23 protein-coding genes are annotated in these 23,366 nt (G+C 71.7%); 12 read left to right on the top strand and 11 right to left on the bottom strand.

Going from position 1 to position 23,366, the window contains the following annotated elements:
* Positions 1-5: 5 nt before the first annotated feature.
* The gene (gene miaA / locus ACLJPY_RS13725) at positions 6-917 is read right to left on the bottom strand and encodes a tRNA (adenosine(37)-N6)-dimethylallyltransferase MiaA (protein WP_410588628.1); all 912 of its coding nucleotides are present in this window, start codon (positions 915-917) and stop codon (positions 6-8) included.
* Between the two features lie 218 nt (positions 918-1,135).
* On the opposite strand from miaA, the gene ACLJPY_RS13720 reads away from it, so the two are divergent.
* Together ACLJPY_RS13720 and ACLJPY_RS13715 are read left to right on the top strand one after the other, a co-directional pair.
* Positions 1,136-2,449, top strand: coding sequence for a DUF349 domain-containing protein (locus tag ACLJPY_RS13720; protein WP_410588626.1), 1,314 nt, complete (start codon positions 1,136-1,138; stop codon positions 2,447-2,449).
* Positions 2,450-3,045: 596 nt separating this feature from the next.
* Complete coding sequence (locus ACLJPY_RS13715; RefSeq protein WP_410588625.1) at positions 3,046-3,486, top strand: hypothetical protein; 441 nt, start codon at positions 3,046-3,048, stop codon at positions 3,484-3,486.
* Positions 3,487-3,504: 18 nt separating this feature from the next.
* Here the strand turns inward: ACLJPY_RS13715 and ACLJPY_RS13710 are convergent, their stop codons facing one another.
* Positions 3,505-3,978, bottom strand: coding sequence for a hypothetical protein (locus tag ACLJPY_RS13710; protein ID WP_410588623.1), 474 nt, complete (start codon positions 3,976-3,978; stop codon positions 3,505-3,507).
* Positions 3,975-5,468 carry a tRNA (N6-isopentenyl adenosine(37)-C2)-methylthiotransferase MiaB gene (gene miaB / locus ACLJPY_RS13705; RefSeq protein ID WP_410588622.1) on the bottom strand — a complete coding sequence of 498 codons (1,494 nt, stop codon included), beginning with the start codon at positions 5,466-5,468 and terminating at the stop codon, positions 3,975-3,977. Before miaB ends, ACLJPY_RS13710 begins: the two co-directional genes overlap by 4 nt.
* A gap of 529 nt (positions 5,469-5,997) precedes the next feature.
* Here miaB and ACLJPY_RS13700 point away from each other — a divergent pair.
* On the top strand, positions 5,998-6,288 hold the full coding sequence (locus tag ACLJPY_RS13700) for a hypothetical protein (protein ID WP_410588621.1): 291 nt from the start codon (positions 5,998-6,000) through the stop codon (positions 6,286-6,288).
* Positions 6,289-6,598: 310 nt separating this feature from the next.
* On the opposite strand, the gene ACLJPY_RS13695 is transcribed toward ACLJPY_RS13700, so the two are convergent.
* Complete coding sequence (locus tag ACLJPY_RS13695) at positions 6,599-7,024, bottom strand: hypothetical protein (protein WP_410588619.1); 426 nt, start codon at positions 7,022-7,024, stop codon at positions 6,599-6,601.
* Between the two features lie 10 nt (positions 7,025-7,034).
* Positions 7,035-8,144, bottom strand: coding sequence for an FAD-dependent oxidoreductase (locus ACLJPY_RS13690; RefSeq protein ID WP_410588617.1), 1,110 nt, complete (start codon positions 8,142-8,144; stop codon positions 7,035-7,037).
* A gap of 68 nt (positions 8,145-8,212) precedes the next feature.
* Between ACLJPY_RS13690 and ACLJPY_RS13685 the strand changes: the two genes are divergently transcribed.
* Complete coding sequence (locus ACLJPY_RS13685; RefSeq protein WP_410588615.1) at positions 8,213-8,890, top strand: TetR/AcrR family transcriptional regulator; 678 nt, start codon at positions 8,213-8,215, stop codon at positions 8,888-8,890.
* On the opposite strand, the gene ACLJPY_RS13680 is transcribed toward ACLJPY_RS13685, so the two are convergent.
* The gene (locus tag ACLJPY_RS13680) at positions 8,891-10,000 is read right to left on the bottom strand and encodes an FAD-dependent oxidoreductase (RefSeq protein ID WP_410588613.1); all 1,110 of its coding nucleotides are present in this window, start codon (positions 9,998-10,000) and stop codon (positions 8,891-8,893) included.
* Between the two features lie 83 nt (positions 10,001-10,083).
* Here ACLJPY_RS13680 and ACLJPY_RS13675 point away from each other — a divergent pair, with 83 nt between their 5' ends.
* Positions 10,084-10,740, top strand: a complete 657-nt coding sequence (locus ACLJPY_RS13675) for a TetR/AcrR family transcriptional regulator (RefSeq protein WP_410588612.1) — start codon at positions 10,084-10,086, stop codon at positions 10,738-10,740.
* Here ACLJPY_RS13675 and ACLJPY_RS13670 read toward each other — a convergent pair.
* Both ACLJPY_RS13670 and ACLJPY_RS13665 read right to left on the bottom strand, forming a co-directional pair.
* Entirely contained in the window at positions 10,737-12,488 is a 1,752-nt protein-coding gene (locus ACLJPY_RS13670) for a cellulase family glycosylhydrolase (RefSeq protein ID WP_410588610.1), read from the bottom strand. The genes ACLJPY_RS13675 and ACLJPY_RS13670 overlap by 4 nt on opposite strands.
* Before the next feature lie 80 nt (positions 12,489-12,568).
* Positions 12,569-14,005, bottom strand: coding sequence for an RICIN domain-containing protein (locus tag ACLJPY_RS13665; RefSeq protein WP_410588609.1), 1,437 nt, complete (start codon positions 14,003-14,005; stop codon positions 12,569-12,571).
* Positions 14,006-14,205: 200 nt separating this feature from the next.
* Between ACLJPY_RS13665 and ACLJPY_RS13660 the strand changes: the two genes are divergently transcribed.
* Positions 14,206-14,889 carry a serine/threonine protein kinase gene (locus tag ACLJPY_RS13660; protein WP_410588608.1) on the top strand — a complete coding sequence of 228 codons (684 nt, stop codon included), beginning with the start codon at positions 14,206-14,208 and terminating at the stop codon, positions 14,887-14,889.
* On the opposite strand, the gene ACLJPY_RS13655 is transcribed toward ACLJPY_RS13660, so the two are convergent.
* A complete protein-coding gene (locus ACLJPY_RS13655) occupies positions 14,874-16,196 on the bottom strand; it encodes a jacalin-like lectin (RefSeq protein ID WP_410588607.1) in 1,323 nt (440 codons plus the stop codon). The two genes, ACLJPY_RS13660 and ACLJPY_RS13655, sit on opposite strands and share 16 nt — an antisense overlap.
* Complete coding sequence (locus tag ACLJPY_RS13650) at positions 16,193-18,025, bottom strand: phosphatase PAP2 family protein (RefSeq protein WP_410588605.1); 1,833 nt, start codon at positions 18,023-18,025, stop codon at positions 16,193-16,195. Before ACLJPY_RS13650 ends, ACLJPY_RS13655 begins: the two co-directional genes overlap by 4 nt.
* A 546-nt stretch (positions 18,026-18,571) precedes the next feature.
* Here ACLJPY_RS13650 and ACLJPY_RS13645 point away from each other — a divergent pair.
* Entirely contained in the window at positions 18,572-18,724 is a 153-nt protein-coding gene (locus ACLJPY_RS13645) for a hypothetical protein (protein ID WP_410588603.1), read from the top strand.
* 1 nt (position 18,725) lies between these two features.
* Here the strand turns inward: ACLJPY_RS13645 and ACLJPY_RS13640 are convergent, their stop codons facing one another.
* A complete protein-coding gene (locus ACLJPY_RS13640) occupies positions 18,726-19,289 on the bottom strand; it encodes a CGNR zinc finger domain-containing protein (protein WP_410588602.1) in 564 nt (187 codons plus the stop codon).
* Positions 19,290-19,335: 46 nt separating this feature from the next.
* Here ACLJPY_RS13640 and ACLJPY_RS13635 point away from each other — a divergent pair, with 46 nt between their 5' ends.
* The 5 genes from ACLJPY_RS13635 to ACLJPY_RS13615 all read left to right on the top strand — a co-directional run bounded on the left by ACLJPY_RS13635 (position 19,336) and on the right by ACLJPY_RS13615 (position 22,987).
* Positions 19,336-20,241 carry a 2-dehydropantoate 2-reductase gene (locus ACLJPY_RS13635; RefSeq protein ID WP_410588600.1) on the top strand — a complete coding sequence of 302 codons (906 nt, stop codon included), beginning with the start codon at positions 19,336-19,338 and terminating at the stop codon, positions 20,239-20,241.
* 45 nt (positions 20,242-20,286) lie between these two features.
* Positions 20,287-21,213, top strand: a complete 927-nt coding sequence (locus tag ACLJPY_RS13630; RefSeq protein ID WP_410588599.1) for a TAXI family TRAP transporter solute-binding subunit — start codon at positions 20,287-20,289, stop codon at positions 21,211-21,213.
* 3 nt (positions 21,214-21,216) lie between these two features.
* A complete protein-coding gene (locus ACLJPY_RS13625; protein ID WP_410588598.1) occupies positions 21,217-21,468 on the top strand; it encodes a hypothetical protein in 252 nt (83 codons plus the stop codon).
* Between the two features lie 18 nt (positions 21,469-21,486).
* Positions 21,487-21,963 (top strand): hypothetical protein, encoded by a 477-nt coding sequence (locus ACLJPY_RS13620; RefSeq protein WP_410589201.1) that lies wholly within the window; start codon positions 21,487-21,489, stop codon positions 21,961-21,963.
* Positions 21,964-22,109: 146 nt separating this feature from the next.
* Positions 22,110-22,987 (top strand): IS5 family transposase gene (locus ACLJPY_RS13615; protein ID WP_410589200.1). Its coding sequence is split into 2 segments (ribosomal slippage): positions 22,110-22,503 and positions 22,503-22,987, totalling 879 coding nucleotides; the frame shifts between segments, so codons are not numbered across the junction.
* Positions 22,988-23,366 lie beyond the last annotated feature (379 nt).

Below are 23,366 nucleotides of genomic sequence, written 5' to 3'. Positions count from 1 at the left end.
CGAGATTACCGGCCCAGGGTATCCAGGACGCGCGCGGCCAGCCCCGGATCGGCGCCGTCGAACCAGTGGATCCGCTGGTCGCGCCGGAACCAGGCGCGCTGTTTGCGGACGAAGCGCCGGGTGGCCTGCGCGGTTGCCGCGGCAGCCGCCTCGAAGTCGCCTTCGCCGTCCAGCTCGGCGAGCACCTGCTGGTACCCGAGCGCGCGCGACGCCGTCTTCCCTTCGCGAAGGCCGCGCTTTTCCAGTTCGCGCACTTCGTCGACCAGCCCGGCCTCGAACATGCGCCCGACGCGCTCGTTCACGCGCTCGTCGAGCTCTTCGGGTGCGCGGTCGACGCCGATGACGACCGTGCCGTAGCGCGCCGGGCCGGGCTTCGGCAGGTTCGCCGAGAAGGGCTCACCGGTGATCTCGATGACTTCGAGGGCGCGCACGATCCGGCGGGTGTTGGTCGGCAGGATCTTGGCGGCGGCGACGGGATCGCGGTCACCCAGCCGGGTGTACAACGCGGGCGTGCCGAGCTCCTCGGCTTCCGCGTCGAGCCGGGCCCGGACGGCCGGGTCGGTGCCGGGGAACCGCAGGTCGTCGAGCACGGCCTGGACGTAGAGACCGGACCCGCCGGCCAGCACCGGCACCTTGCCGTCGGCCAGCAACCGCTCGATCTCGGCCCGCGCGTGCCGCTGGTAGGCCGCGACGGACGCCGTCTCGGTCACGTCGAGGACGTCGAGCAGGTGGTGCGGGACGCCCCGGCGCTCGGCCTCGGTGGCCTTGGCGGTGCCGATGTCCATGCCCCGGTAGAGCTGCATCGCGTCGGCGTTGACGACTTCGCCGCCGAGTTCGCGGGCCAGGTCCACGGCCAGCGCGGTCTTGCCGGTGGCCGTCGGGCCGACCACCGCGACTCCGGCGACGGGGCTGTTCACGGCGGCTGACGATACCTGCGGACCGACACAGAGCGTCCACCGGAAGTAGGATCACGAGCTTCGAGTGGCCCATCCAGTACCACGGTGCGCGCTGAGCTGCTTGAATGCCGCGTGAGGCCGTAGCATCCGAGCACGGCCCGTGACGACCGCATTACCCGGCCCCGCCCGAACGGCGGGGCGCCCGCGCGAGCGGGCGTACAGGCGATAAGGAGCCTGCGATGGCCCAGGAGAACACTTCCACCGGTACCCCGGCCCCGCACCCGGTGCCGCACGCGCTGCACGCCGGGCACGCCGCCCCGCCCGTGCCGCCCGCCGAACCCACCCCGTCGACCTGGGGCCGGATCGACGAGGAGGGCACCGTCTACGTCGTCACCGCCGAGGGCGAGCGCGCCGTCGGCATCTGGCAGGCGGGCAGCCCCGACGAGGGCCTCGTGCACTACGCACGCCGGTTCGACGACCTGCGCACCGAGGTCGAGCTGCTGGAGACCCGGCTGATCTCCGGGGCGGGCGACCCGAAGCACGCGCTGTCGAGCGCCGGCCAGATCCGGGACGGGCTGCCCGAGGCCGCGGTGGTCGGCGACCTGGCCGCGCTCGCCGCGCGGCTGGAGTACGTCATCGCGCACGCCGAGAAGGCCCTGGCCAGCGCGAAGGCCGAGCGCGAGGAAGCCCGCGCGGCGGCCGTCGCCCGCAAGCAGGAGCTCGCCGAGGAGGCCGAGAAGATCGCGGCCGACTCGACCCAGTGGAAGGCGGCGGGCGACCGCCTGCGCGCGATCCTGGACGAGTGGAAGACGGTCAAGGGCGTCGACCGCAAGACCGACGACGAGCTGTGGAAGCGGTTCTCGAAGGCCCGCGAGGCGTTCAACCGCCGGCGCGGGTCCCACTTCGCCGAGCTGGACAAGCAGCGCGCGTCGGCCAAGCAGCGCAAGGAAGAGCTCATCGCCGAGGCGGAGGCCATCAGCGAGTCCGAGGACTGGGGCGAGACGGCGGGCCGCTACAAGGACCTGATGACCGAGTGGAAGGCGGCCGGCCGCGCGCCGAAGGACAGCGACGAGGCCCTGTGGCAGCGCTTCCGGGCGGCGCAGGACCGGTTCTTCGCCCGCCGGTCGGCGGTGTTCTCCGAGCGTGACGCGGAGTTCACGGCCAACGCCGCGCGCAAGGAAGAGCTGCTGATCGAGGCGGAGAAGATCGACGCGTCGGCCAACCTGGAGGCGGCGAAGAGCGCTTTGCGGCGCATCCAGGAGCAGTGGGACGAGATCGGCAAGGTCCCCCGCGAGCGCATCCGCGAGCTGGACGGAAGGCTGAAGGCGGTCCAGGACGCGGTCAAGTCGGCCGAGGACAGCCGCTGGCGCCGGACGGACCCGGAGGCCCAGGCCAGGGCGGCCCAGTTCCGCGAGCGGGTGGAGCAGTACGAGTCCCAGGCGGCGAAGGCGCGGGCGGCCGGGGATGAGCGGCGGGCGAAGAAGGCGGACGAGCAGGCGGCCCAGTGGCGGGAGTGGCTGCAGGCCGCCGAGGCGGCTGTTGCGGACCGCTGAGGTGTTGGTCGCTTAGGTGTTGTCGCTGAGGTCTTGGTGACTTAGGTGTTGGTCGCGGCCCGCTGGAGTGTTCGTCGCTGAGGTTTCGTTGTTGTGGTGTGGTCGCGACCGCGGAAGCGTTCGTCGCTGAGGTGTTTGCCGCGGCCCGCTGAAGTGTTTGTCGCTGCGGCGTTCGTCGCGGCCCGCTGAGATTGCGGGCGTGCCCTCTTCACCGGCTTCGGCTGGTGGAGAGGGCTTTGCCATGTTGTCCACAGGGGCGTCGTGATGTGGATGGGTGAGGCGGTCCGCTGCGGTTTCGGCGGGGTTCTGTCGGTGGCCACCGATAGGCTGAAAGCGGGGGCAGCCCCCAGGGAGGGCGGGCTCTGCGGGCCGGCTGCGCGGGCAGGCAGGCAAGCAGAGCGGCAAGCATCGCGCGCCGCCCCTGCAGGCGCGCTCTGCGCGGGAACCCTGCAGGCGTGCCCCGCGTGCGAACCCTGCGAGCGGGCTCTGCGCGCACCCGAGGCGTTCGCAAGCCAGCCCACTCGAAGGGGTTCGGTCAGCGCCCCGACCGGGGGTTACCGCGCGCTTCGTGCCGGCCGCGGTGCTGCACTCTGCTCATGATCAGGACACCTCACGGCGCCCGCAGGATCCTCTCCGCGCTCGTCGTCGGCCTCTTCCTCGCCGGGCTCGCTCCCGCGGTTGCCGGGGCCGCTCCGCTCTCCTCCGCCGCCGTTGAAGCCGGCAAGAAGAAGGTGGCCGTCGAGGGGAAGCTCGGGAAGGACCACGTCAAGGTCAACGAAAGGGTCGACCTCAAGGGCAACCTCAAGGTGCTCGGCGCGGCTCGCAGCGAAGGGTCCGTCGAGACCGTCGTCGTGCAGCAGCTGAAGGCCGGTGCCTGGGTGAACATCGCCGACACCAACTGCCGGCCGAACGGTGGGTTCTCCGTCAACCTCAGCTTCAGCGTGAGCGCCACCGTCTCGCTGCGGCTCTACCACCCCGAGACCACGCTCTACGCCGCCGCGTACTCGGCAGGCACCCTCACCCTGCACGTCGGCTGAACCCGGTCCCCGCCGGCCTCAAGAACGCGAGAACGCCGTCCGCATCCACTGGACCGCGAGGCAGATCATCGCGATCCAGGCGATCACCATGCCGAACCCGGGACCGCCGCCCGCGGAACCCGGCGCGTGGGATGACTGCTGCGACCAGATCGACAGCAGGCCGTCCACCGAGGCGAACCAGCCGCCCGCCGCGCAGACCCAGGCCAGCCACCAGCGGCGCGTTACCAGGGCCAGCGCCGAGGCGAAGATGCCCACGCCGGTCGACGTCGCCGCGAACAGCTGGGGGATGCCGCCGCCCTCGCCGGCCAGGACCTGCCAGCCCGCCTTGTCTCCGACCCACGGGAGGATCAGGCAGATCAGCAGCACGAACGTGAACACCGCGATGGTGAACCCGCGGCGGCCCAGCTCCACCGTGCGGGACGCCCGCGTGCCCGCTTCGTCGATCTCGGCCGCCAGCTCGTCGAGCTCGCCGTTGCCTCGGGACTCCGTCACAGCGCACACCCACTCACCGGTTCGGGCCGGACAGCCGGAGCTCCGAAGCCCGGCAGGCCCAGCGTGACGCCGCTCGTCTTCGGCCGCAGGCCGGCCTCCGCGTTGTCGCCCGCCCGCGTCCGCCGGTGGGACAGCAGGTCGCCGTCGGCCACCAGGTGGTGCGGGGCGCCGTAGGTGACGACCGTCTCGACGACGTCGCCGGGCCGCACCGCGCGGTCGACGTGCGCGCCGGTCGGCGTGAAGTGCACCAGGCGCCCGTCGCGGGCGCGGCCGCTCATCCGCTGCGTCTCGGCGTCCTTGCGGCCTTCGCCCGCGGCGACGAGCAGCTCGACGCGGCGGCCGACGACCTTCTTGTTCTCCTCCCAGGAGATCGCGTTCTGCAGCTCGACCAGGCGGTCGTAGCGCTCCTGCACGACCTCCTTCGGCAGCTGGCCGTCCATCGTCGCGGCCGGCGTGCCGGGGCGCTTCGAGTACTGGAACGTGAACGCGCTGGAGAAGCGGGCCTGCGCCACGACGTCCAGGGTCGCCTGGAAGTCCGCTTCGGTCTCGCCGGGGAAGCCGACGATGATGTCGGTCGTGATCGCCGCGTCCGGCATGGCCGCGCGGACCTCGTCGAGGATGTTCAGAAAGCGCGCCGAGCGGTAGGACCGCTTCATCTCGCGCAGCACGCGGTCGGACCCGGACTGCAGCGGCATGTGCAGCTGGTGGCAGACGTTCGGGGTCGCGGCCATGGCGTCGATGACGTCGGAGGTGAACGCCGCCGGGTGCGGCGAGGTGAACCGGACGCGCTCGAGGCCGTCGATCGTGCCGCACGCGCGCAGCAGCTTGCCGAACGCCAGCCGGTCGCCGAATTCGACGCCGTAGGAGTTGACGTTCTGGCCGAGCAGGGTGACTTCGAGCACGCCCTCGGCGACGAGCGCCTCGACCTCGGCGAGGATTTCGCCGGGCCGCCGGTCGCGTTCCTTGCCGCGCAGCGCGGGGACGATGCAGAAGGTGCAGGTGTTGTTGCAGCCGACCGAGACGGACACCCAGCTCGCGTAGGACGATTCGCGGCGCGCGGGCAGGGTCGAGGGGAAGGTCTCGAGCGATTCGAGGATCTCGACCTCGGCCTCGGCGTTGTGCCGGGCGCGCTCGAGCAGCGTCGGCAGCGCCCCGATGTTGTGGGTGCCGAACACGACGTCGACCCACGGCGCCCGCTTGACGATCTCGCCGCGGTCCTTCTGCGCGAGACACCCGCCGACGGCGATCTGCAGGTCGGGGTTCGCGACCTTGTCGGGGCGCAGGTGCCCGAGGGTGCCGTACAGCTTGTTGTCCGCGTTCTCCCGGACGGCGCAGGTGTTGAACACGATCAGGTCGGGCTTGGCCCCGGCGGTGGCCGGAACGTAGCCGGCGTCCTCGAGCTGCCCGGCGAGCCGCTCGGAGTCGTGCACGTTCATCTGGCAGCCGAAGGTGCGGATCTGGTACGCCCTGGGTGCCTTGTTCTCGGTCATCGGCTTCCAGGGTAGCCCCGGGCCCACCTGCGCCTTGGCGTCCCCTCCCGGCGAGGATCCAGGGCGTAGGCGCCGGCCCAGTGCGCGGCCCGCTGGCCGCCGAACTCCCACCGATCTTGTACCGGGCCCATCCCGACCAGTGGCCGGTCGTGGTCCGGTGCCACTACTGGAGCATGTCTGGGGACCGCCACCTGGAAGTTCAGCGCGTTCCGAAACACACCTAGCGGCTCGCCGAAAGGGAAGACCGTGGCCAGAAGCGCCGGGCCGCGTATACTGAAGGCCTGTAGGCACGAGGAGGCCAAGGCCCCGCCCGGCGCGAAACGTCGCCCATGTGTGGTGTGGAGTTGAAGCCCCCGTGGACTACGTGCTTCAACGCTCCGTCTGGCCATCTGGTTTGCCGTGGCCACCCGAGGCCGGAGCGGCCTAGGTCGTTGGGCACGATGGCAGTCGTCATCGTGGAGTGCATGGACACCTGCCCTAGACCTGCCTTCACGTACGCCTCGGGGCGCGCTGGCGGTAGGGGTTGCGCGTGTCTCTTTCGGGCCTGTTTTCCGGCTTCTCCGGGATCTCTGTCGCCGCGTTCCTGTGCGGCCTCGCCGTCTTGGGACTCGTCTACCTCACCGGCTGCATCATCTACAGCCTCTTCCTCTGGAAGCGGCGCGACGGCGAGCCCTTCGAATTACGGATGCCATTCCTCAAGATCAAGACCGGCTACCGAGCCGAGGCAAAGCCGGCTCCGCCGCAGCTCCCTGAGCAACCGCCCTCCACAGGAGAGCGCCTCCCAAAGTCGGTCGGCCCCGACTCCGAAACGGCTACGTAAGAACGCACAATATCGGCTGCGGAGAGTCGCAAATCCGGTATAACCCTCACTGACTAACACGAGCACTCCGCAGGGCTGGCTCCCCATGGTTCCTATCTTCATTCGCCTCGCGCGGAGTCGGCTTATTGCACAATACAAAAGACGCCTTCCCCGGTCCGGAGACCAGAAGAGAGGCTTTCTGCCTACTGGGTGTATCGGGGGCTGTCTTCCTCTTGAACGTCGACCGCCAGATCAGCAGTGGAGCACCACCGGCCGAAGCCGCCGCCCGGCTGGTCGTTCGGGCTGGCTGCGGACTCGCTCGTCGAGGACTTCACCGATCCGCTGTCACCTCGAAAGCGACCACGCGCGCCCAGGCGTCGTCCAGAGCGTCGAGTGGTCCTGCCGAGTCGCCTTTGATGAGCCGGGCTTCGGTGCGCGTCGCCGTGACCACGGAAGTCGAAAACACGACCGGGAAGAACTCCGAAGTGACGCCGTTCGGCGAACCCGGCTTGAGCGGCGCGAATCCGCGGAAAGCTTCCGCCTCGATCCCCTGCAGCCAATCGACGTCGGCGCAGACGCGGATCCATCCTTCGAGCACGCTGATGCGCACGTCCTCGGCGCCTGCGAGCATCGCCTCCAAAGCGATCATGGATGTGACCTCGTGGGGGTCGTAGGACCCACCTCGAAAGAAGCGTCCCTGTTCCCGACGGGCGTACTCACGCACGTCACCCAACTGGATGTCCTCAGGTCGGTACACGATCCCCCCGTCAATGCGCCGTGAAGAACTCGAGCAGCCGGCGGCTCGCGTCCGGGGACATCAGCAGCTCCTGCATGCCCACCGACATCCGCGCTGCCGTGGCCGTTCGCTCGAACATCTCCTTCTCGTACTCCGCCACCGCCGTCGCGAAATCGTTCTTGTGCGCCGCCAGCGCCTGTCCCAGGGCGGCGCCGTCCAGCAACGCCATGTTCGCACCCTCGCCCACCGGGGGCATCAGGTGCGCCGCGTCGCCGACCAGGGTCACCGAGGGGTTCGACGGCCAGGTCAAGCCGACCGGGAGGGCCGCCAGGGGGCGGGGGGCGACCGTGTCGTCGGCCGCCGCTATCAGGGCCGTGATCTCCGGGCTCCAGCCCGCCAGGAGCTCGGTCAGGCGGGCGCGGACCGCCGGCGGGTCGTCGAACCGGAACCCGTTCTCGGTGAACCAGTTCTCGCCCGTGTTGTAGAAGCTGACGCCGATGCGGACGCTGCCGTCGCCGTTGCGCTGGGCCGACAGGGACTTGCCCTCGCCGAACACCCAGTAGTTGCCGCGGCCGACCATGGCCGCGAGGCCGGGGTACCTGCGGTCGATGTCCGGGATCGCGAGCTCGACGGCGTTCTGGCCGAGGTGCCGCGGGCGCGCGTCGGTGAGCAGGGCGCGGACCCGGGAGTTCGCGCCGTCGGCGCCCACCAGCAGGTCGTACCGCGCGCTGCTGCCGTCGGCGAACCGCAGGACGCCGTCCTCGGCGTGGTCGAACGCGTGCCCCCAGCGGACCGTTCCCGGCGGCAGCGAGTCCAGCAGCAGGGCCCGCAGGTCCGCGCGGTCGATCTCCGGCCGCGCCATCGGGGCGTCCTCGGGCGTGTCCTCCTGGAGCAGCAGGGTGCCGTCCGGTTCCAGGAGGCGCATGTCCTGCCCTTCACGCCGGGCGATCGCCAGGAACTGCTCGAGCAACCCGGCCTCGCGCAACGCCGGCTGCCCGGAATGGATGTCGAGCATGCCGCCCTGGCGGCGGGCGCCGCGGGTCGCTTCGCGCTCGTACACGACCGCCTCGATGCCGAGCACGTGCAGCACGCGGGCGAGCGCCAGCCCGCCCATGCCGGCTCCCACGATGGCGATGGTCATGGTTCCCCCTCCGATACGCCGTACGTCTCGATACACTGTATCGCGACAGCCGATGTACTGTCACCCCCATGTTGGTGTGGGAACGGCCGGAGCCGGCGAACCGACCGGCGCCGGCGCCGCTGAGCCGGGACCTGATCGTCCGGACCGCCGTCGAACTGGCCGACGAAACCGGCCTCGAAGCGGTGTCGCTGCGGAAGCTCGCCGCCGTGCTGGACGTCGGGCCGATGCGGCTCTACGGCTACATCGACACCAAGGACGAGCTGCTCGACCTGATGGTCGACGCCGTGCACGCCGAGGTCCGGCCGGCCGGCAACGACTGGCGGGAAGTGCTGACGTCGATGGCCGAGGCCACGCGGCAGGCCGCCCACCGGCACGAGTGGTTCGCCGACCTGATCGGCGGCCGCCCCCAGCTCGGCCCGAACGCGCTGGCCAGGGGCGAGGCCGTGCTGGCCGCGCTGGACGGCGTCGACGTGGACGTCGTCATGCCGATGGTCACCGCCGTCGACGCCTACGTGATCGGCGCGGTCCGCCGCGAGATCGCCGAGCGGCGGGCCGAACGCGCCAGCGGGCTCGACCAGCGGCAGTGGCAGGCCGAACTGGGGCCCTACCTGGTGCGGATGTTCGCCACCGGCCGGTTCCCCGCGCTGGAGAAGGTCGTCCGCGACGCCGCCCACCACGACGCCGGCGAGACCTTCCGCATCGGCCTCGGCTTCCTGCTCGACGGCATCGGGGCGAGCATCGGGTAGCTACTCCCCCGCGCCGGTGAGCAGCGCGACCATGCTCTGCGGGGAGTCCTCGCCGAACATGATCGCGTAGATGTCCTCGTCCGCCGCTTCGGCGGCCGCGCGCGCGAACATCGCCTGTTCGTACTCGGCCAGCGCCGTCTCGACGTCACCGGGGTGGGCGGCGAGGGCCTGGCCGAGTTCGGCGCCGTCCAGCATGGCCAGGTTGGCCCCCTCGCCGTTCGGGGGCATGAGGTGCGCGGCGTCGCCGAGCAGGGTCACCCCCGGCACGCGGTCCCAGCGGTGCCCGGCCGGCAGCGTGGCGAGGCGGCGCAGCACCGGCGGGGTGTCGCTTCCGGTGATCAGGGCGGTCAGCTCGGGAGCCCAGCCGTCGAACTCCGCGGCGGCTTCGGCCGTCACGGTGGCCGCGTCCGCACCGGCGAGCCAGTCGTGGGGCTTGAACAGCTGCGCGTACGTGTGCAGGGTCCCGCCGCTCTCGCGGTGCGCGATGATCCCCTTGCCCGGCGCCAGCGCGTAGAGCGCTCCGGCGCCGACCAGCTTCGCGGCGGCGGGATGACGGTCGTCGCCGTCGAAGAGGAACGTCTCGACGACCGACACGCCGACGTACTCCGGGGTGGCGGCCGAGACCAGCGGCCGCACCTTCGACCACGCGCCGTCCGCACCGACCAGCAAACTCGTCGCGAAGGTGGCACCGGAGGCCAAGGTCACCTCGTGACCGCCGTCACCCGAGGCCCGCACCGCGGCGACCTTGTGTCCCCAGTGGACGGTCCCGGGCGGCAGCGAGTCCAGCAGCAGCTGCCGCAGTTCGCCGCGTTGCACTTCGGGACGTTCGCCGGTGCCGTCGTCGGGCTGGTCGAGCAGCACCGTGCCGTCGCGGTCGACGACGCGGGTCGACTCGCGGCCCGGCAGGACGAGCTCCCGGAACCCGTCCAGCAGCCCGGCCGCGGCCAACGCCGGCTGACCGTTCCAGGGGTGGATGTCGAGCATGCCGCCCTGGCGGCGCGCGGCGGGCGACGCCTCGGCTTCGTAGACCTCGACGGGGATGCCGTTCAGGTGCAGGACGCGGGCCAGGACGAGGCCGCCGAGGCCGGCTCCGATGATCGTGACAGTCATGATTACCTCCGGTTGGATCGTCGTTCCAATCACCACGCTAGCACGAGTTTGGATCGACGCTCCAATCGTGCGATGATCGCCCCATGGCGAAACGGCGCGCGGACGGGCTGTCCAAGGAGGTGATCGTCCGGGCGGCGGCCGCGATCCTGGACGACGGCGGCGAGGCCGCGCTCACGTTCCGCGCGCTCACCGCGCGCCTGTCCACCGGCTACGGCGCGATCTACCACCACGTCGCGAACAAGAGCGACCTGCTCGCGGCGGCGACCGACGACGTCATCGCGCGCGTCGTGCGCGGCGCGGTTGCCGACGCCGAGCCGCGGGAGGCGCTGCGCACGGTGGCACTGGCCCTGTTCGACGCGATCGACGAGCACCCGTGGGTCGGCGCGCAGCTGTCCCGGGAGCCGTGGCGGCCCGCGCTGCTGGAGGTCTACGAGCGCATCGGCAGCCTGCTCGACGCGCTCGGCGTGCCCGAGCGGGCGCTGTTCGACGCGGCGGGCGCACTGGTGAACTACGTCCTCGGGGTGGCCGGGCAGAACGCCGCGAACGCCCGGCTGCTCACCGCCGAAGAGGCGGACCGCTCGGCGTTCCTGGCCTCCGTTTCGGCTCGCTGGGAGGCGCTCGACCCGGACGAGTACCCGTTCGTCCACAAGGCCGCGGCGCACTTGCGCGAGCACGACGACCGGGCCCAGTTCCTCGCCGGCGTCGACCTCTTCCTGGCCGGGATCGCGACCCTGCGCTAGCGAACCGCCGCCGGCGCCCACGCCGCGAGTTCGGCGCGGACCGCCGCCAGCTGGGCCGCGGTCGGCGCCGCCGCCGGTTCCGCGATCAGCGCGTAGTGCAAGCCCGGCGTGGCCGGCAGGCGCAGGCGGTCGCCCGCCCGGGTCGCCGAGGCCAGGTCCGTGACCACCGTCGGCGTCATCCCCGCCGGGACGTGCAGCTCGGTCGGCGCGCCCGCGTCGCTCCCCTGCCACACCAGGACGCCGTAGCGCCCGGTGCCGGTCAGCGCCGCCGTCGCCGGCATCGTCGCCGGGATCCGGTTCCAGCTCAGCGTCTGGCTGCCGTCGCGCGAGCGGTCTTCGTAGGTGAACGCCAGCGCGTGGCCCGCGACCGCGGCCGGGTAGAGGCGGTCGAGCAGCCGGGCGTCCTGGCGGAGCTGGACCGTCCCGTCGTCCGCCGTGCGGGCCGCGGAGAAGTCTTCGCCGTTCCAGGCGTCGCCGTCCGTCTTGACCTGGTCCGGGTTGTCGTTCATCAGCTCGTGGTGGCGGCCGCTGTAGACGTCCCACTGCCACTGCGTGGCCGACAGCACCGGGCCCGACTGCGCCGGACGGCCCCACCAGTTCGCCCCGGACACGCGGGAATCCAGGGCCTGGTACATCGCCTTGTCCACGGTCGGCGTCTTGTCCGAGGTGTAGCCCGTCATCGGGTGCCCGAACTCGGTGACGATCGCCGTAGTGCCCAAGGCCGTCGCGCGGTCCCGGACCGTGCCGAAGTCCGCGCTGTACTGGCCGTCGCCCGCCTTGCCCGGCATGAACACGCCGGACTGGGCCAGCTGGTCGTAGAAGTGCGTGTTGAACACGTACCGCGGGCCCACGACGCCGGTGTCCTGGAAGCCGCCGGGGTGCAGCTGGAAGGAGATGTTGGCGTTCCAGAACATGTTCGGCTCGACGAACGCGGGCTTGTCCTGCCAGCCGGCCGCGTCCATCGCGTCGCGGAACCGCCGGAAGAACGGCCACAGCACGTTCTGCTCCCAGGCTTTGCTGTCCTGGCCCGAGTCGTACCGCCCGGCGAACGGCTCGTTGTACGGGTCCATCCCCGCGATGCCCGCGAACTGGGCGGCGCTCAGGTTCGTCCGCAGGTAGGTCATCGTCTGCCCGGCCTGGCCGACGAACTCGTCCTGGACGCCGCGGGCGTTGTGCCAGAAGTCCTTCGTGGCGTCCTGGACCGCGCCGTTCTGGGTGATGTTCTGGCCCCAGTGAGCGCAGATCCCGCAGCTCTCCGCGGGGTAGCCGCCGAGTTCGACGACCCATTTCGGGGCGCCGTCGCCGGTGTACCAGCTGCCGCGGTTGAACAGGTACCGGGAGAAGAGGTCCTGGTGGAAGTCGGGCAGGACGGTGAACCCCTCGTCCAGGAACGCCTTCAGCTGGTCGGTGAGCGCGGCCAGGTACACCGTGTTCACCGGCCCGCGCACCGGCTGCGTCCCGGCCCACGCGATCGGGAACCGCACGGCGTTCGCGCCGGTGAGCGCCCGCATCGCCTGGGCCGACCGGCGCGCGTCGGCCGCGTTCGCGAACGGCAGGAAACCGTTTTCCGCCAGCTTCGTCTCCCCCGAAACGTTGAACCCGCGCAACACCACTTCGCGGCCGTACTCGTCGACGAACGCCGAGCCGCGCACCGTCAACCGGTGCGGGGGAACAGTTTCCGCGACGGCGGACGCGACGACGCCGGAAGTCAGCGCCACGGCGGTGAGCAAAGCCACGAGCATGCGCATGATGGCGGCCCCAAACATGAAGGAGTTTCGCAAAAGCTAGCGATCCCCGCCCGGGCCCGTCAAGGGCCGAACGGAGCCGTTCAGGCCGCCCGCCTGAGCCATTGCTGGTTCGTCACGCCGGTGCACGCGTACTGCTTGACGGCGGCCCCGTCGGCCGTCGACGCGGAGACGACGTCGAGGCACTTTCCGCTGTGGCGGGCCACGATCCGGACGTACCCGCTGTCGGCCGCCGTCAGCTGCCACTGCTGGTTCGTGCCGCCGTTGCACGTCCACTGCACCGCCGCGGCGCCGTCGGCGGTGGAAGCACCCGAGACGTCGAGGCACTTGCCGCTGTGGCGCGCGATCAGGTTGGCGTACCCGTTGCCGAGGTCGAGCACGCTCCACTGCTGGTTCCCGCCGCCGTTGCAGGAATACTGCGTCACCGCCGTGCCGTCGTCGCGGGCGGAACCCGGGACGTCCGCGCACTTCCCGCTGTGGCGCGCGACGAGCGATTCGTACGCGCTGCCGGTGCCGACGCCCGCGACCACGCCGGTCGCCGCGTCGACGCTCACCTTCGGGTACCAGCTCATCGACAGCGTGGTGGCACCGGGGAAAGCCAGCGGCAGCCACACGTACCGGGACTCGTTCACCGGCCGGCTCCAGGCGCCCGCCCAGCGGTCGCCCAGGTACAGGTACGAGGTCGCCTGCGAACCCTGCACGGGAAGCACATACGCGGTCTGGCTGCCGTACCCGGTGGCGTCCCCGACGTTCGCCAGCCCGCTCCACGCCCCCGTGACGCTCGTGGCCGTGGCGTACTTCTGCTGGTTCGGCTGCCAGCCGGTGGCCGCCGAGGTAAGCAGGAAGTAGACGCCGTTGCGCTTGAACATCGCCGGCGCCTCGCGGTACGAGCCGGGCCACAGCGTCCGCACCAGCGCCGAGACGCCGGTGTAGTCGGCGGTGAGCCGGTAGACGTTGAGATCGGCGTTGTCGCGGGCCGCCGACGCCAGGTACGCGGTTCCGTCGTCGTCCTCGAACACCGTCAGGTCGCGCGACATGTGGACGCCGAGCGGGCGGAAGCTGCCGCGGTACGTGTACGCACCATCCACAGTGGACGAGGTTGCCACGGCTGCGCGCGCTTCGCTGTAGTCGTCGCCGTTCTCCTTGTGCATCCACAGCACGTACTGCCCGGTCGAGCTGTTGTAGAGGACCTTCGGCCGTTCGATCTTCGCCCGGCCCAGTTCGGCCGCCGACGACTGCGTCAGCACGTCATTGCGGTACTCCCACGTCTTCAGGTCGGTGGAGCGGTAGACCGAGACCGCGCGGAAGGTGTCGTCGGCGTTGCGGTTCTCGCCGAACCAGTAGTAGTACGCCCCCACCTTGAGCATCCCGCCGCCGTGGGCGTGCACCAGCGCGCCGGACGCATCCGTGAACTGACTGCCGTTGGTCACCGTCACCGGCGCGGCGTGCGCGGCGGGGGTGACGGCCAACGCGAGGACGAGCACCAGCAGAGCCAGGGTGAAGCCACGTCGTTGCGGCATCGCGATTCTCCTCGCGGCGGCGGGGACCGTTTGTTAGCGCTAACACACTCAGTGTAAGTGACCTGCGCCACACCCTGTCAAGGTCCGATCGTCGGGGTGGCCGTCCACCCGGCCGGGGGAAACCGGGGCGATCGAGCGAACCGGATCCGCGTTCCGGCCGTATCCCCGGCAGACGGTGGACGACGCGGAGGGACGACGACGTGACGCGCGAAGGCACACTGATCGGTGACCGGTACCGGCTGCTCGGCCCCGCGGGGCCGGACGCGGCCGTCTGGCACGCCCAGGACGAACGGCTCGACCGGATCGTCGCCGTCAAGCCCCTGTTCGACGAGCCCGCGCCCGCCATCCCCGCGCCGCGGGCGGCCATCTGCGACGTCGTCGACGACGACCGCACCACCTACCTCGTGCTCGAATACCCCGGGGCGCGGACGCTCGCCGAGCTGCTCGGCGAACACGGCGCGCTCGCGCCCGGGCTCGTCGCGCGGTTCGGCACCCAGCTGGCCGCGGCCCTGGCGGCCGCGCACGACGAAGGTGTCCTGCACGCCGCCGTCGACCCGGGACACGTCGTCATCTCCGCCGACGGGCACGCCCGGATCGCAGGCGGCGGCCGCACCGCGCCCGCCTGCCTCGCGCCCGAGGTGCTCGACGGCGGCTTCCCCGACTTCCCGGCGGAGGTGTACTCCCTCGGCGCCACCCTCCACGCCGCGCTCGGGCAGCAGCGCCACCCGCTCACCGAGGCCGTGCTGCGGCTGCGGCACCCCGATCCCGCGGCCCGGCCCACCATGGCCGCCGCCGAAGCACTCCTGAACGGCCTGACGCCCCGCCGTCCGGGACCGGACCGCGGGGCGCCTCGGGGGCTCGCCGCCGATTACCGCTGCGTGTAGACGAAACCCAGCTTGTCGACCTCGGCGCCGCTCCGCCCGTGGAAGCCGGCGAGCTGCCAGCCGTCCGGGGCCGTGCGGGTCACGCAGTCGCCGGTCGCCGAGCCGGCGGCCAGCACGCGGCCGAGGTTGCTGGTGAAGCGGGCCGAGAAGATCCGGGTGGTGCCGCTGTACTTGCCCTGGCACAGGGTCGCCGTCGTGACGTACTCGCCGGTGCCGAGGGTGAGCGAAGCCGCCGTGCCACCCGCGCCGCCGTGGGTCAGCGTCGTGCCGTTTTCCAGCGTCACCCCGACCTGGTCGACGCGGTCGCCGCCGCGCAGCGACCACGTCCGCACCCGGGCGCCCGCCGGCACCGCGGGGACGTCGGTGAAGTAGTCGCCGTGCGGGCCGCCGAACTGGTCCGACAGCCGCAGCGCCGGGTTGCGCGTCCAGGTGAAGCGCACGGTGATCGGGTCGTGGTCGGACAGCATCCTGCCCGAGTCGTCGAGGAACTCGGCGTGCTCGTTGTTGTACAGCGTCGCGTCGAGCGAGACGAACTTGCTGCTGCGGTAGAGCACCTTGTCGACGACTTCGCAGTCGTTGGTGACCGCCTGCGGGTCGCACACCAGCGCCGGGCTGCCCGGCGCCGGCGCGACCCCGCCGCGCACGAGCTTCACCCACGCGTCGGTCAGGCCGTTGTCGGAGGCGAACCCGGCGATCGTGTCGGCCGCGCGGGTGTAGCGCGTGTTCGTGTCGCCCATGACGACCACCGCGTTGCCGGCTGAGTGCGTCCGGATGAACGCGGTCAGCTGCGCCAGGTTCGAAGCACGCGAAGCCTCGTCGCCGTCGTTCGTGCCGGCGTTGGTGTGGGCGTTGTAGAAGTCGACGTAGACGCCCTCGGCCAGCCGCACCCGCATGAAGGTGAAGCCCTTCGGGGTCAGGCAGTCGCCCGAGTCGAGCTGGCAGGACGTCCAGTGGACGCGCTCGAAGTCGTCGGTGTCGTACGGCAGCGAAGACAGCGTGTTGAGCCCGCTGCCGATCCCCGCGCCGCCGCTGGTCGGCGTGCGGTACGGGTGGGTGTCGGCGGCGTAGAGCTTCGCGTGGTAGTTGAAGTCCTCCTCGACGTGCACGACGTCGTACGGGCCGAGCCGCTGCCCGATCGCCGTCGTCGCGGGGTCACGCGGCGTCGGCGCGCTCGAGATGCCTTCGGGCAGGCCGGCGACGTTGTAGCTCAGGACCGAGAAGCTGCCGCCGTCGGCGGCGTGCGCGGCCGGGGTGACCACTGTGGACACCGCGACGGCGAGCGCCAGCACGGCCAAGGGTTTCTTCACGAGACCTCCCGCAGGATTCGGACGGACAAACCGGTGGACGTGTACCGCGGAACCACCCGGTACCCCGGGCGGTCGGTTCGGACAGCGGAGAACCGGCCGCGCAGCCGCCGCGCGCACAGCACGTCGACCTCGTGCGCCGGGCAGACGCCGGTCAGCCGGAGTTCCAGGACGCTGCCGCCCTCGAGCGTGGCCTCGCCGCGCACCAGCAGCGCCGGTCCGGCCGCGACCGACAGCGTGCCGCCGGTCTGGTGGTAGCCACCGGTCCGCAGGCCGGACGCGCGCAGCACGCCGCCGGCGAGCTCGACGTCGCCGGTGCCCAGCGCCCCCGGCGTCGCCGCCACCAGCGTGCCCGCCTCGACGCGGGTCCCGCCGCGGTAGCTGTTGGCGCCGGCGAGCGTCAGCGTGCCGGTGCCGGTCTTGGCCAGGCCACCGTCCCCGCCGATGTCGTTGCGCCAGCTGTCGTTCGCGCCGAAGCCGCCGCGGGTGGCGTCCATCGTGACGCGGACGCTCGTGTCGAACGCGCCGTAGCCGTCGGCCGCGGCGAAGAGGTTGAGCCGTCCCCACTGTTCCGGGCCGTCGAGCAGCGGGTGCCCGGCCGGGAACGCCGTCGTGCGCAGGACTTCCCGCCGCTGGGCCGCGTCGAGGTAGGGCAAGCGCGTCTCCAGGAGGACCTCGGCGCCCTTCGGGACGCGCATCTCGGCGCGCGCGGCCCGGTGCGGCAGGCCGTAGGTCGCGCGGTGGGCGACCATCGCGGCGTTGGCGCGGCGGTCGCCGTATTCGTCGGCGCCGGTGTGCGCCCGGGCGAAGAGCGTGTCCGCCGTCGTGCCGGTCCGCTCGGTGAAGTACTTCAGCGCTTGGTCGCGCGCGGCCGCCTTGAGGGCCGCGTTCTCCGGGTCGGCGAGCGTCGCGGCGGTGAGCGCGGCGGCCATGATGCGGCCGCCGATCACGTCCACCGGCGAGTGCATCCCGGCGACGATCCGCGTGTCGGCCAGGTCGTGGGCCCGGGCCACCAGTTCCTGGAACCGCTCGGGGACCGCGTAGGCCAGCGCGAGGCAGGCCAGGTGGAAGGCGTTGGTGTGGCCGCTGGGGAACCCGGCGTCGTCGACCGGGTTGGTGCTGCGCTGCCGCAGCAGCTGCGGCGCGACGACCACGTCCGAGCGGTAGACCGGGAACCCGAGCGCGTCGGTGCCGCCGGTCGGGACGACCCGGCTGTCGGCGGTCAGCCGCCACGGCCGCGGGTACTGGTAGGCGTACTTGCTCGGGTTGCCCGAGGCGAAGTCGCCGCGGACGGTGTCCACGAGCCGGGCCACCAGGCCGAGGGCGGAGTCGTGGGCACCAGCGCCGAGGGCCGAGCCCGCCGGTGCGTCCGCCGGGATCGTGTCGTCGATCTTCGCCGGCGGGGTGCCGTCGGGCGCGGAGGTGATGCTCGTGACGGCCCCGGCGCCGCTGCGGTAGAGATCGGCGAGCGGGCCCAGGCCGCCGATGGCCGCGTAGGACTGGTGCTGGCGGTCGAAGACGAAGGCACGCTCGGCTTCGGCGTCGGTCCGGGCCCGGGTGACGGCGACGCAGTGCCGGACGTTCGCCCGCAGCACCGCCGCGTCGAGCACGGTGGCACTGTCCCATGTGGACCCGGTGCGCCAGAGCCGCTGCATGCCGCTGAGGATCCGGACGACGGCGTTGGTCTCCGGGGTGCGGTTCGCCGGGACGTTCGTGCGGTAGGCGTCGACGAACGCCACCTCTTCCGCCCAGGCGGGCCCGCCGAGCGCGGCGGGCCCGGCGGCGACGGCGGGGACGAGCGCGGACCAGCGCAGGAAGGTCCGCCGGTCCAAGGGCGCAAGAGTCAACTCGGTCTCCAGGGAAAGCGCGCGCGTGGCGACGCCGGGAAAAGCGCGCGGAGGAATTCGCTGCGGGAATGATCAGCGCCCCACCGAGCGTGGTCAAGGCGCGTCCGGAGTAATTCGCCGGGCAGTAACCCGATCTTTTTCGGGGGTATTGTGAATTCGTCGAATTCACTCGATCCGGGCTTCGGCGGCGGGGCGGCCCCGGCGCTTCGGGGAAGGAGCGCTCGATGGGGGACGCACCGGAACCCGCGCCGTCCGGGACGGCGAACGCCTCGGGTCCGGGCAGCATCGCCGTCGGTGCCGTCGGACGGGACGTGCACATCGGGTCCGCACCCGGAGTTCCCGTGCCACCGCACGCTTCCGGCGCCCCGGTGGCCGCCGGCGTCGTGCTCGGCGACCTGATCGTCCACCAGGCCGTGCCGGGGCCGGCCGCCGTCGTGACCCGGGTTTCCCCGGATCCGTCCGGGCTCTTCGTCGGCCGCGGCGAGCAGAGCCATCGCGCACTTCCGGCGGCCGGCCTCCCGCTCGGAGGGGATGGCCTGGTTCAACCCGGCTTTCACACTGGGCTTCAGCGGGTCGGTCGCCGAGGCGAAGCCGGCGTGGGAGTCAGCCGCGGAACTGTTCCGTGAGGCGGGTGACGACGAACTGCTCGCCGAAACGCTGCGGTGGCTGGAAGATCCCGCGTGAGCTACCGGTCGCCGGACCGGTAGCGCTGCATCTTGTCGCGGCTGCCGCACGCCCCCATCGAGCACCAGCGGCGCGCGCCCGCCCGTGACGTGTCGAGGAACAGCAGCGAGCATTCGGGGTTGGCGCACTCGCGCAACCGGGCAGCGTCTTCGCCGCCGAGCACGGCGACGGCGTCCGCGGCGATCAGGCCGAGCAAGGACGGCACGGTCGCCGCGACTCGCTGCGCCCGCAGGCCGGCCGAGGTGGCGTGCAGGGCGGTGACGGGCGGCGGGTGCGCCGCCCACCGGTTCACCGTGGCGAGGTCCTCCTCCGCAGCGGCGACGTCGGACAGCCGGCCGAGCATCAGCCGGTAGACGGCTTCGCGCAGCTCACGCGCGGCCACGAGGTCGGCCGCCGTGCAGGCCGGATCGGCCGTCGTCAGTCCTGCTTCGGTGAACCAGCGGCCGAGCGCCGCGGGATCGGGCAGGCGCTCGAACCCGCCGTCGCGCCACCGTTCGCCCACGGTGGCCGTGAAGTTCACCGAAGGCCGCCCGCCGTGGAAGCGGAATCCCTGCTTGTCTCCCACTCCGGAAGACTACCCGGTTACCGCTTGAACAGGTAACGTGGGCCGGGTGAAATTCGCGATCATCGGCGCGGGCGGCCTGGGCGGGTTCTTCGGAGCCCGGCTCGCCGCCGCCGGACACGACGTCTCCTTCCTGGCCCGCGGCGAGCACCTGACGGCGTTGCGCGAACGCGGCCTGACCGTGCTGGGTCCGGACGGGGAAGCCACGACCCGGCCCGTCCACGCCACCGGCGACCCGGCGGAGCTCGGCACGCCCGACGCCGCCCTGCTGGCGGTCAAGACCTGGCAGCTCGACGCCGCCGTGGCCGCGCTCCCGGCCGGGACGGACGCGGTGCTCACCCTGCAGAACGGCGTCGACGCCCCCGCGCAGGTGGCCCGGACGCTGGGCAAGGACGCCGTCCTGCCGGGTGTGGCGAAGGTGATCGCCGCGCTCGCCGGGCCGGGCACGATCCGGCACGTCGGCGGCGCGGGTTCACTCGACTTCGCCGAGTGGGACAACCGGCCGAGCGAACGGGCCGAGCGGATCCGCGCCGCGTTCGCCACCGCCGGCATCCCCACCACGCCCCCGGCGGACATCTGGACCGAGCTGTGGGCGAAGTTCCTGTTCATCACCCCGATCGGCGGCCTCGGCGCGGTCACCGGCGCCACGTTCGGCGAGTTGCGCGGGCACCCGGAGACCCGGCGGACGCTGCAGGCCGCCATGACGGAGATCGAACGCCTGGCCCGCGCCTCCGGCGTCGACCTGCCCGCCGACGTCGTCGCCGCCACCCTGGCGTTCGTCGACCGGCAGCCCGCCGAGGGCACGACGTCGCTGCAGCGCGACATCGCGGCGGCCCGTCCGTCCGAACTGGACGCCTGGACCGGCTCCGCGGTGCGGCTCGGGCGGGAGGCCGGCGTCCCGACGCCGGTCAACGACGTCCTCCACGCGATCCTGCGGCTGCGCGAAGACCGCTGAACGGCTGAGCTGCCCACGAGCGGCGAAGTCTGGCACGATCAGCCCGTGACCAGGAGCCGTCGGACGCGCGCACTCGCGCTGGCGGCCGCCCTGCTGCTGGTGCTCAGCGCCTGCACGGCCGGTTTCGGCGACCTCAAGCTGCGGATCGCCGCGGGCAACGCCGGCGGCGTGTACGACACGCTCGCCCAGACCCTCGCCTCCGCCTGGCAGGCCGGACTGGGCATCGAGCGGCCGCAGGTGCTGCAGACCCAGGGCTCGCCCGACAACGTCGACCGGGTCCTGGCCGGCCAGGCCGACGTCGCGTTCGTCGCCGCCGACGTCGCCGCGGACCGGTACAAGGGCCGCCCCGGCCTGGCGGCGCTCGCCCGGATCCACGACGACTACCTGCACATCGTGGTCCGCGCCGACTCCGACATCCGGTCGGTGTCCCAGCTGGCCGGCCACCGGATCGCGATCGGCTCGCCGGCGTCGGGGGTGGAGTACATCGCCGACCAGCTGCTCAAGGTGGCCGGCCTGACCGGGCAGGTCCAAACGGTCACCCGCGGCCTCGACCCCTCGGTGACGTCCCTGCTGAACGGCGAAGTCGACGCGTTCTTCTGGTCCGGCGGGCTGCCGACGCCGAAGCTGGCGGCCTTCAACGACAGGGGCTCGCTGCGCCTGCTCGACGTCGCCGACCTGATGCCGAAGATGCAGGCGCTGAGCCAGGTGTACGGAACGGCGAGCATCCCGGTGAGCACGTACAACCAGCCCGCGCCGGTGACGACGCTGGTGGTGCCGAACTTCTTGGTGGTCCCGAAGTCGATGCCCGACGACGTGGCGGAGGCCCTGGTCCGCGGCCTGTTCGACGCCCACCACCAGCTCGCGGCGGCCAACCCGGCCGCGCTGTCGATCGACGTCCACCCGGGCATCGAGACCCAGCCGATCCCGCTGCACCCCGGCGCGCTGCGGTACTACCGCGCCCAGAAGACTTGAGGCATGTCCGAAGACACCGAAGAAGCGGCGCGCTCGCAGGCGCTCCGGTTCATCGAAGGGGGAAACCACGCAGCCGCTCGTGACGTCCTGGTCGAAGCCGTGCACGAACGCGGTCAGGTCCGCCTGGCGAGCTTGCTCGGCGACGTCGCCGACGACCTCGACGAGCCGGAACTCGCCGAATCGGCCTACCGCACGGCGATGGCGGCCGGGGACGAGCAAGCGCGCAACGACTACGGAGTGTTCCTCCGCGGCTAGGAGCGGTTCCCCAAAGCGATCGAAGTCCTCGAGCGCGCGATCACCCAAGGCGACGACCTGGCCGCGGCCAACCTCGTTTCGCTGTACTTCGACGACCTGGGTGACCTCGACACAGCCGAGCGGCTGGCACTGCGCCACCTGAACGAAGACCACCCCAGCACATACGTGGCCTTGGCGAACGTCCACGCCGAGCAAGACCGGCTCGACGAGGCGGAGGCGGGCTTCCGGGCAGCGGTCCGGCTGGACGCCCGGAAGGTCCACCAGAACTACGCGCTCTTCCTGTGGCACAAGCGGAACGACCCGGTCGGCGCCGAGCGCGAGTTCCGTCTCGCGCAGGACGAAGACGAGCCGGGCTGGGGCTACGAACTCGGATCCTTCCTGGTCGAGCAGGACCGCCGCGAGGAAGCGCTGGACGTCCTGGCCTGGGCGGCGTCCTGGGGCGACGTCGAAGCCGGGAAGCTCCTCGCGGACATCGATCCCGAAGCGGCCCCCTAGGGCCTGTATCGAAGTCGTCTCCGACAGGTTGACCTGGAGTTGACCGTGATGGGCGTGTTGGTGTCCGGGAATGGGTGAGGTCTCCGGTAGGTGGTTCGTCGACCAAGAAGAACCTGAACACCGGAGACCTCGTGGACACCTTAGCGGTGGCGGGGCGGTTCGACCTGACTGACGAGCAGTGGGCGGTGCTGGAGCCACTGTTGCCCGTGTCGTCGCGGCCGGGTCGGCCGTCGTTGTGGAGCAGACGGCAGTTGATCGACGGAATCCGGTGGCGGGTGCGCACCGGTGCGCCGTGGCGTGATCTGCCCGCAGAGTATGGGTCCTGGGCAGCGGTTTATGGGCTGTTCCGGCGGTGGCAACGCGCGGGTGTCTGGCATCGGATCCTGACCGCGCTGCAGGCTCTGGCCGAGGCGGCTGGGCGGATCACGTGGGACGTGAGCGTCGATTCCACGATCGCGCGGGCGCATCAGCATGCGGCGGGTGCGCGGAAAAGGGGGATCTGCAGGCCGAGCCGCCGGGTGGGGTCACCGTCGAGCCGGAGGCTCATGCGTTGGGCCGGTCCCGCGGTGGGTTGACCACGAAGCTCCATTTGGGGTGTGAGCAGGGGCAGAAGCCGCTGTCGATCGTGCTGACCGCGGGGCAGCGCGGCGATAGCCCGCAGTTCGTTCCGGTTCTGGCCGGGATCCGGGTGCCCCGACCGGGCGTCGGCCGGCCGCGGACGCGTCCTGATCGGGTCCTTGCCGACAAGGCTTACACCTCGAAAGCCAACCGGGCTCACCTGCGCGGTCGCGGGATCAAGGCGACTATCCCGAGCAAGGCCGATCAGGATGCGCATCGCAGGGCCAGGGGGTCGAAGGGCGGACGGCCACCGTCCTTCGATCCCGAGATCTACAAGCAGCGGCACGCGGTCCAGTGCGACATCAACCGGCTCAAACGGCACCGTGGGGTCGCCACTCGCTACGACAAGCTCGCTGTCCGCTACGAAGCCTCCGTCCACGTCGCCGCGATCAACGAATGGCTCTGACCGACATCGATACAGGCCCTAGGGCCTGTATCGATGTCGTAGCCACTCGTTGATCGCCGCGATGTGCACGGTCGCCTCGCAGCGAACGGCGAGTGTGTCGAACCGTGTGGCCACGCCCCGGTTGCGTTCGAGCCGGTTGATGTCGCACTGGACCGCGTGCCGTTGCTTGTCGACCTGCGAGTCGGATGCCGGTGGCCGCCCACCGGCCCGGCCGCGGTTGCGGCGATGCCGGACCTGATCAGACGGCTGGGGAATCGTGCACGCGATCCCGCGCCGCCGCAGGTAGGCCCGGTGGCGCGGGAACTGCTGCCAGCGCCGGAACAAGCCACGGCGAACCGACACGAATCCGCCAGCGAACACCGTCCAGGAGCTGGCGTTT

It is taken from the genome of Amycolatopsis sp. lyj-23 (assembly GCF_046549135.1).
Lineage (GTDB): Bacteria > Actinomycetota > Actinomycetes > Mycobacteriales > Pseudonocardiaceae > Amycolatopsis.
Note: the sequence above shows the minus strand (reverse complement) of the source record. Positions and strands in the feature narration are given on the sequence as shown.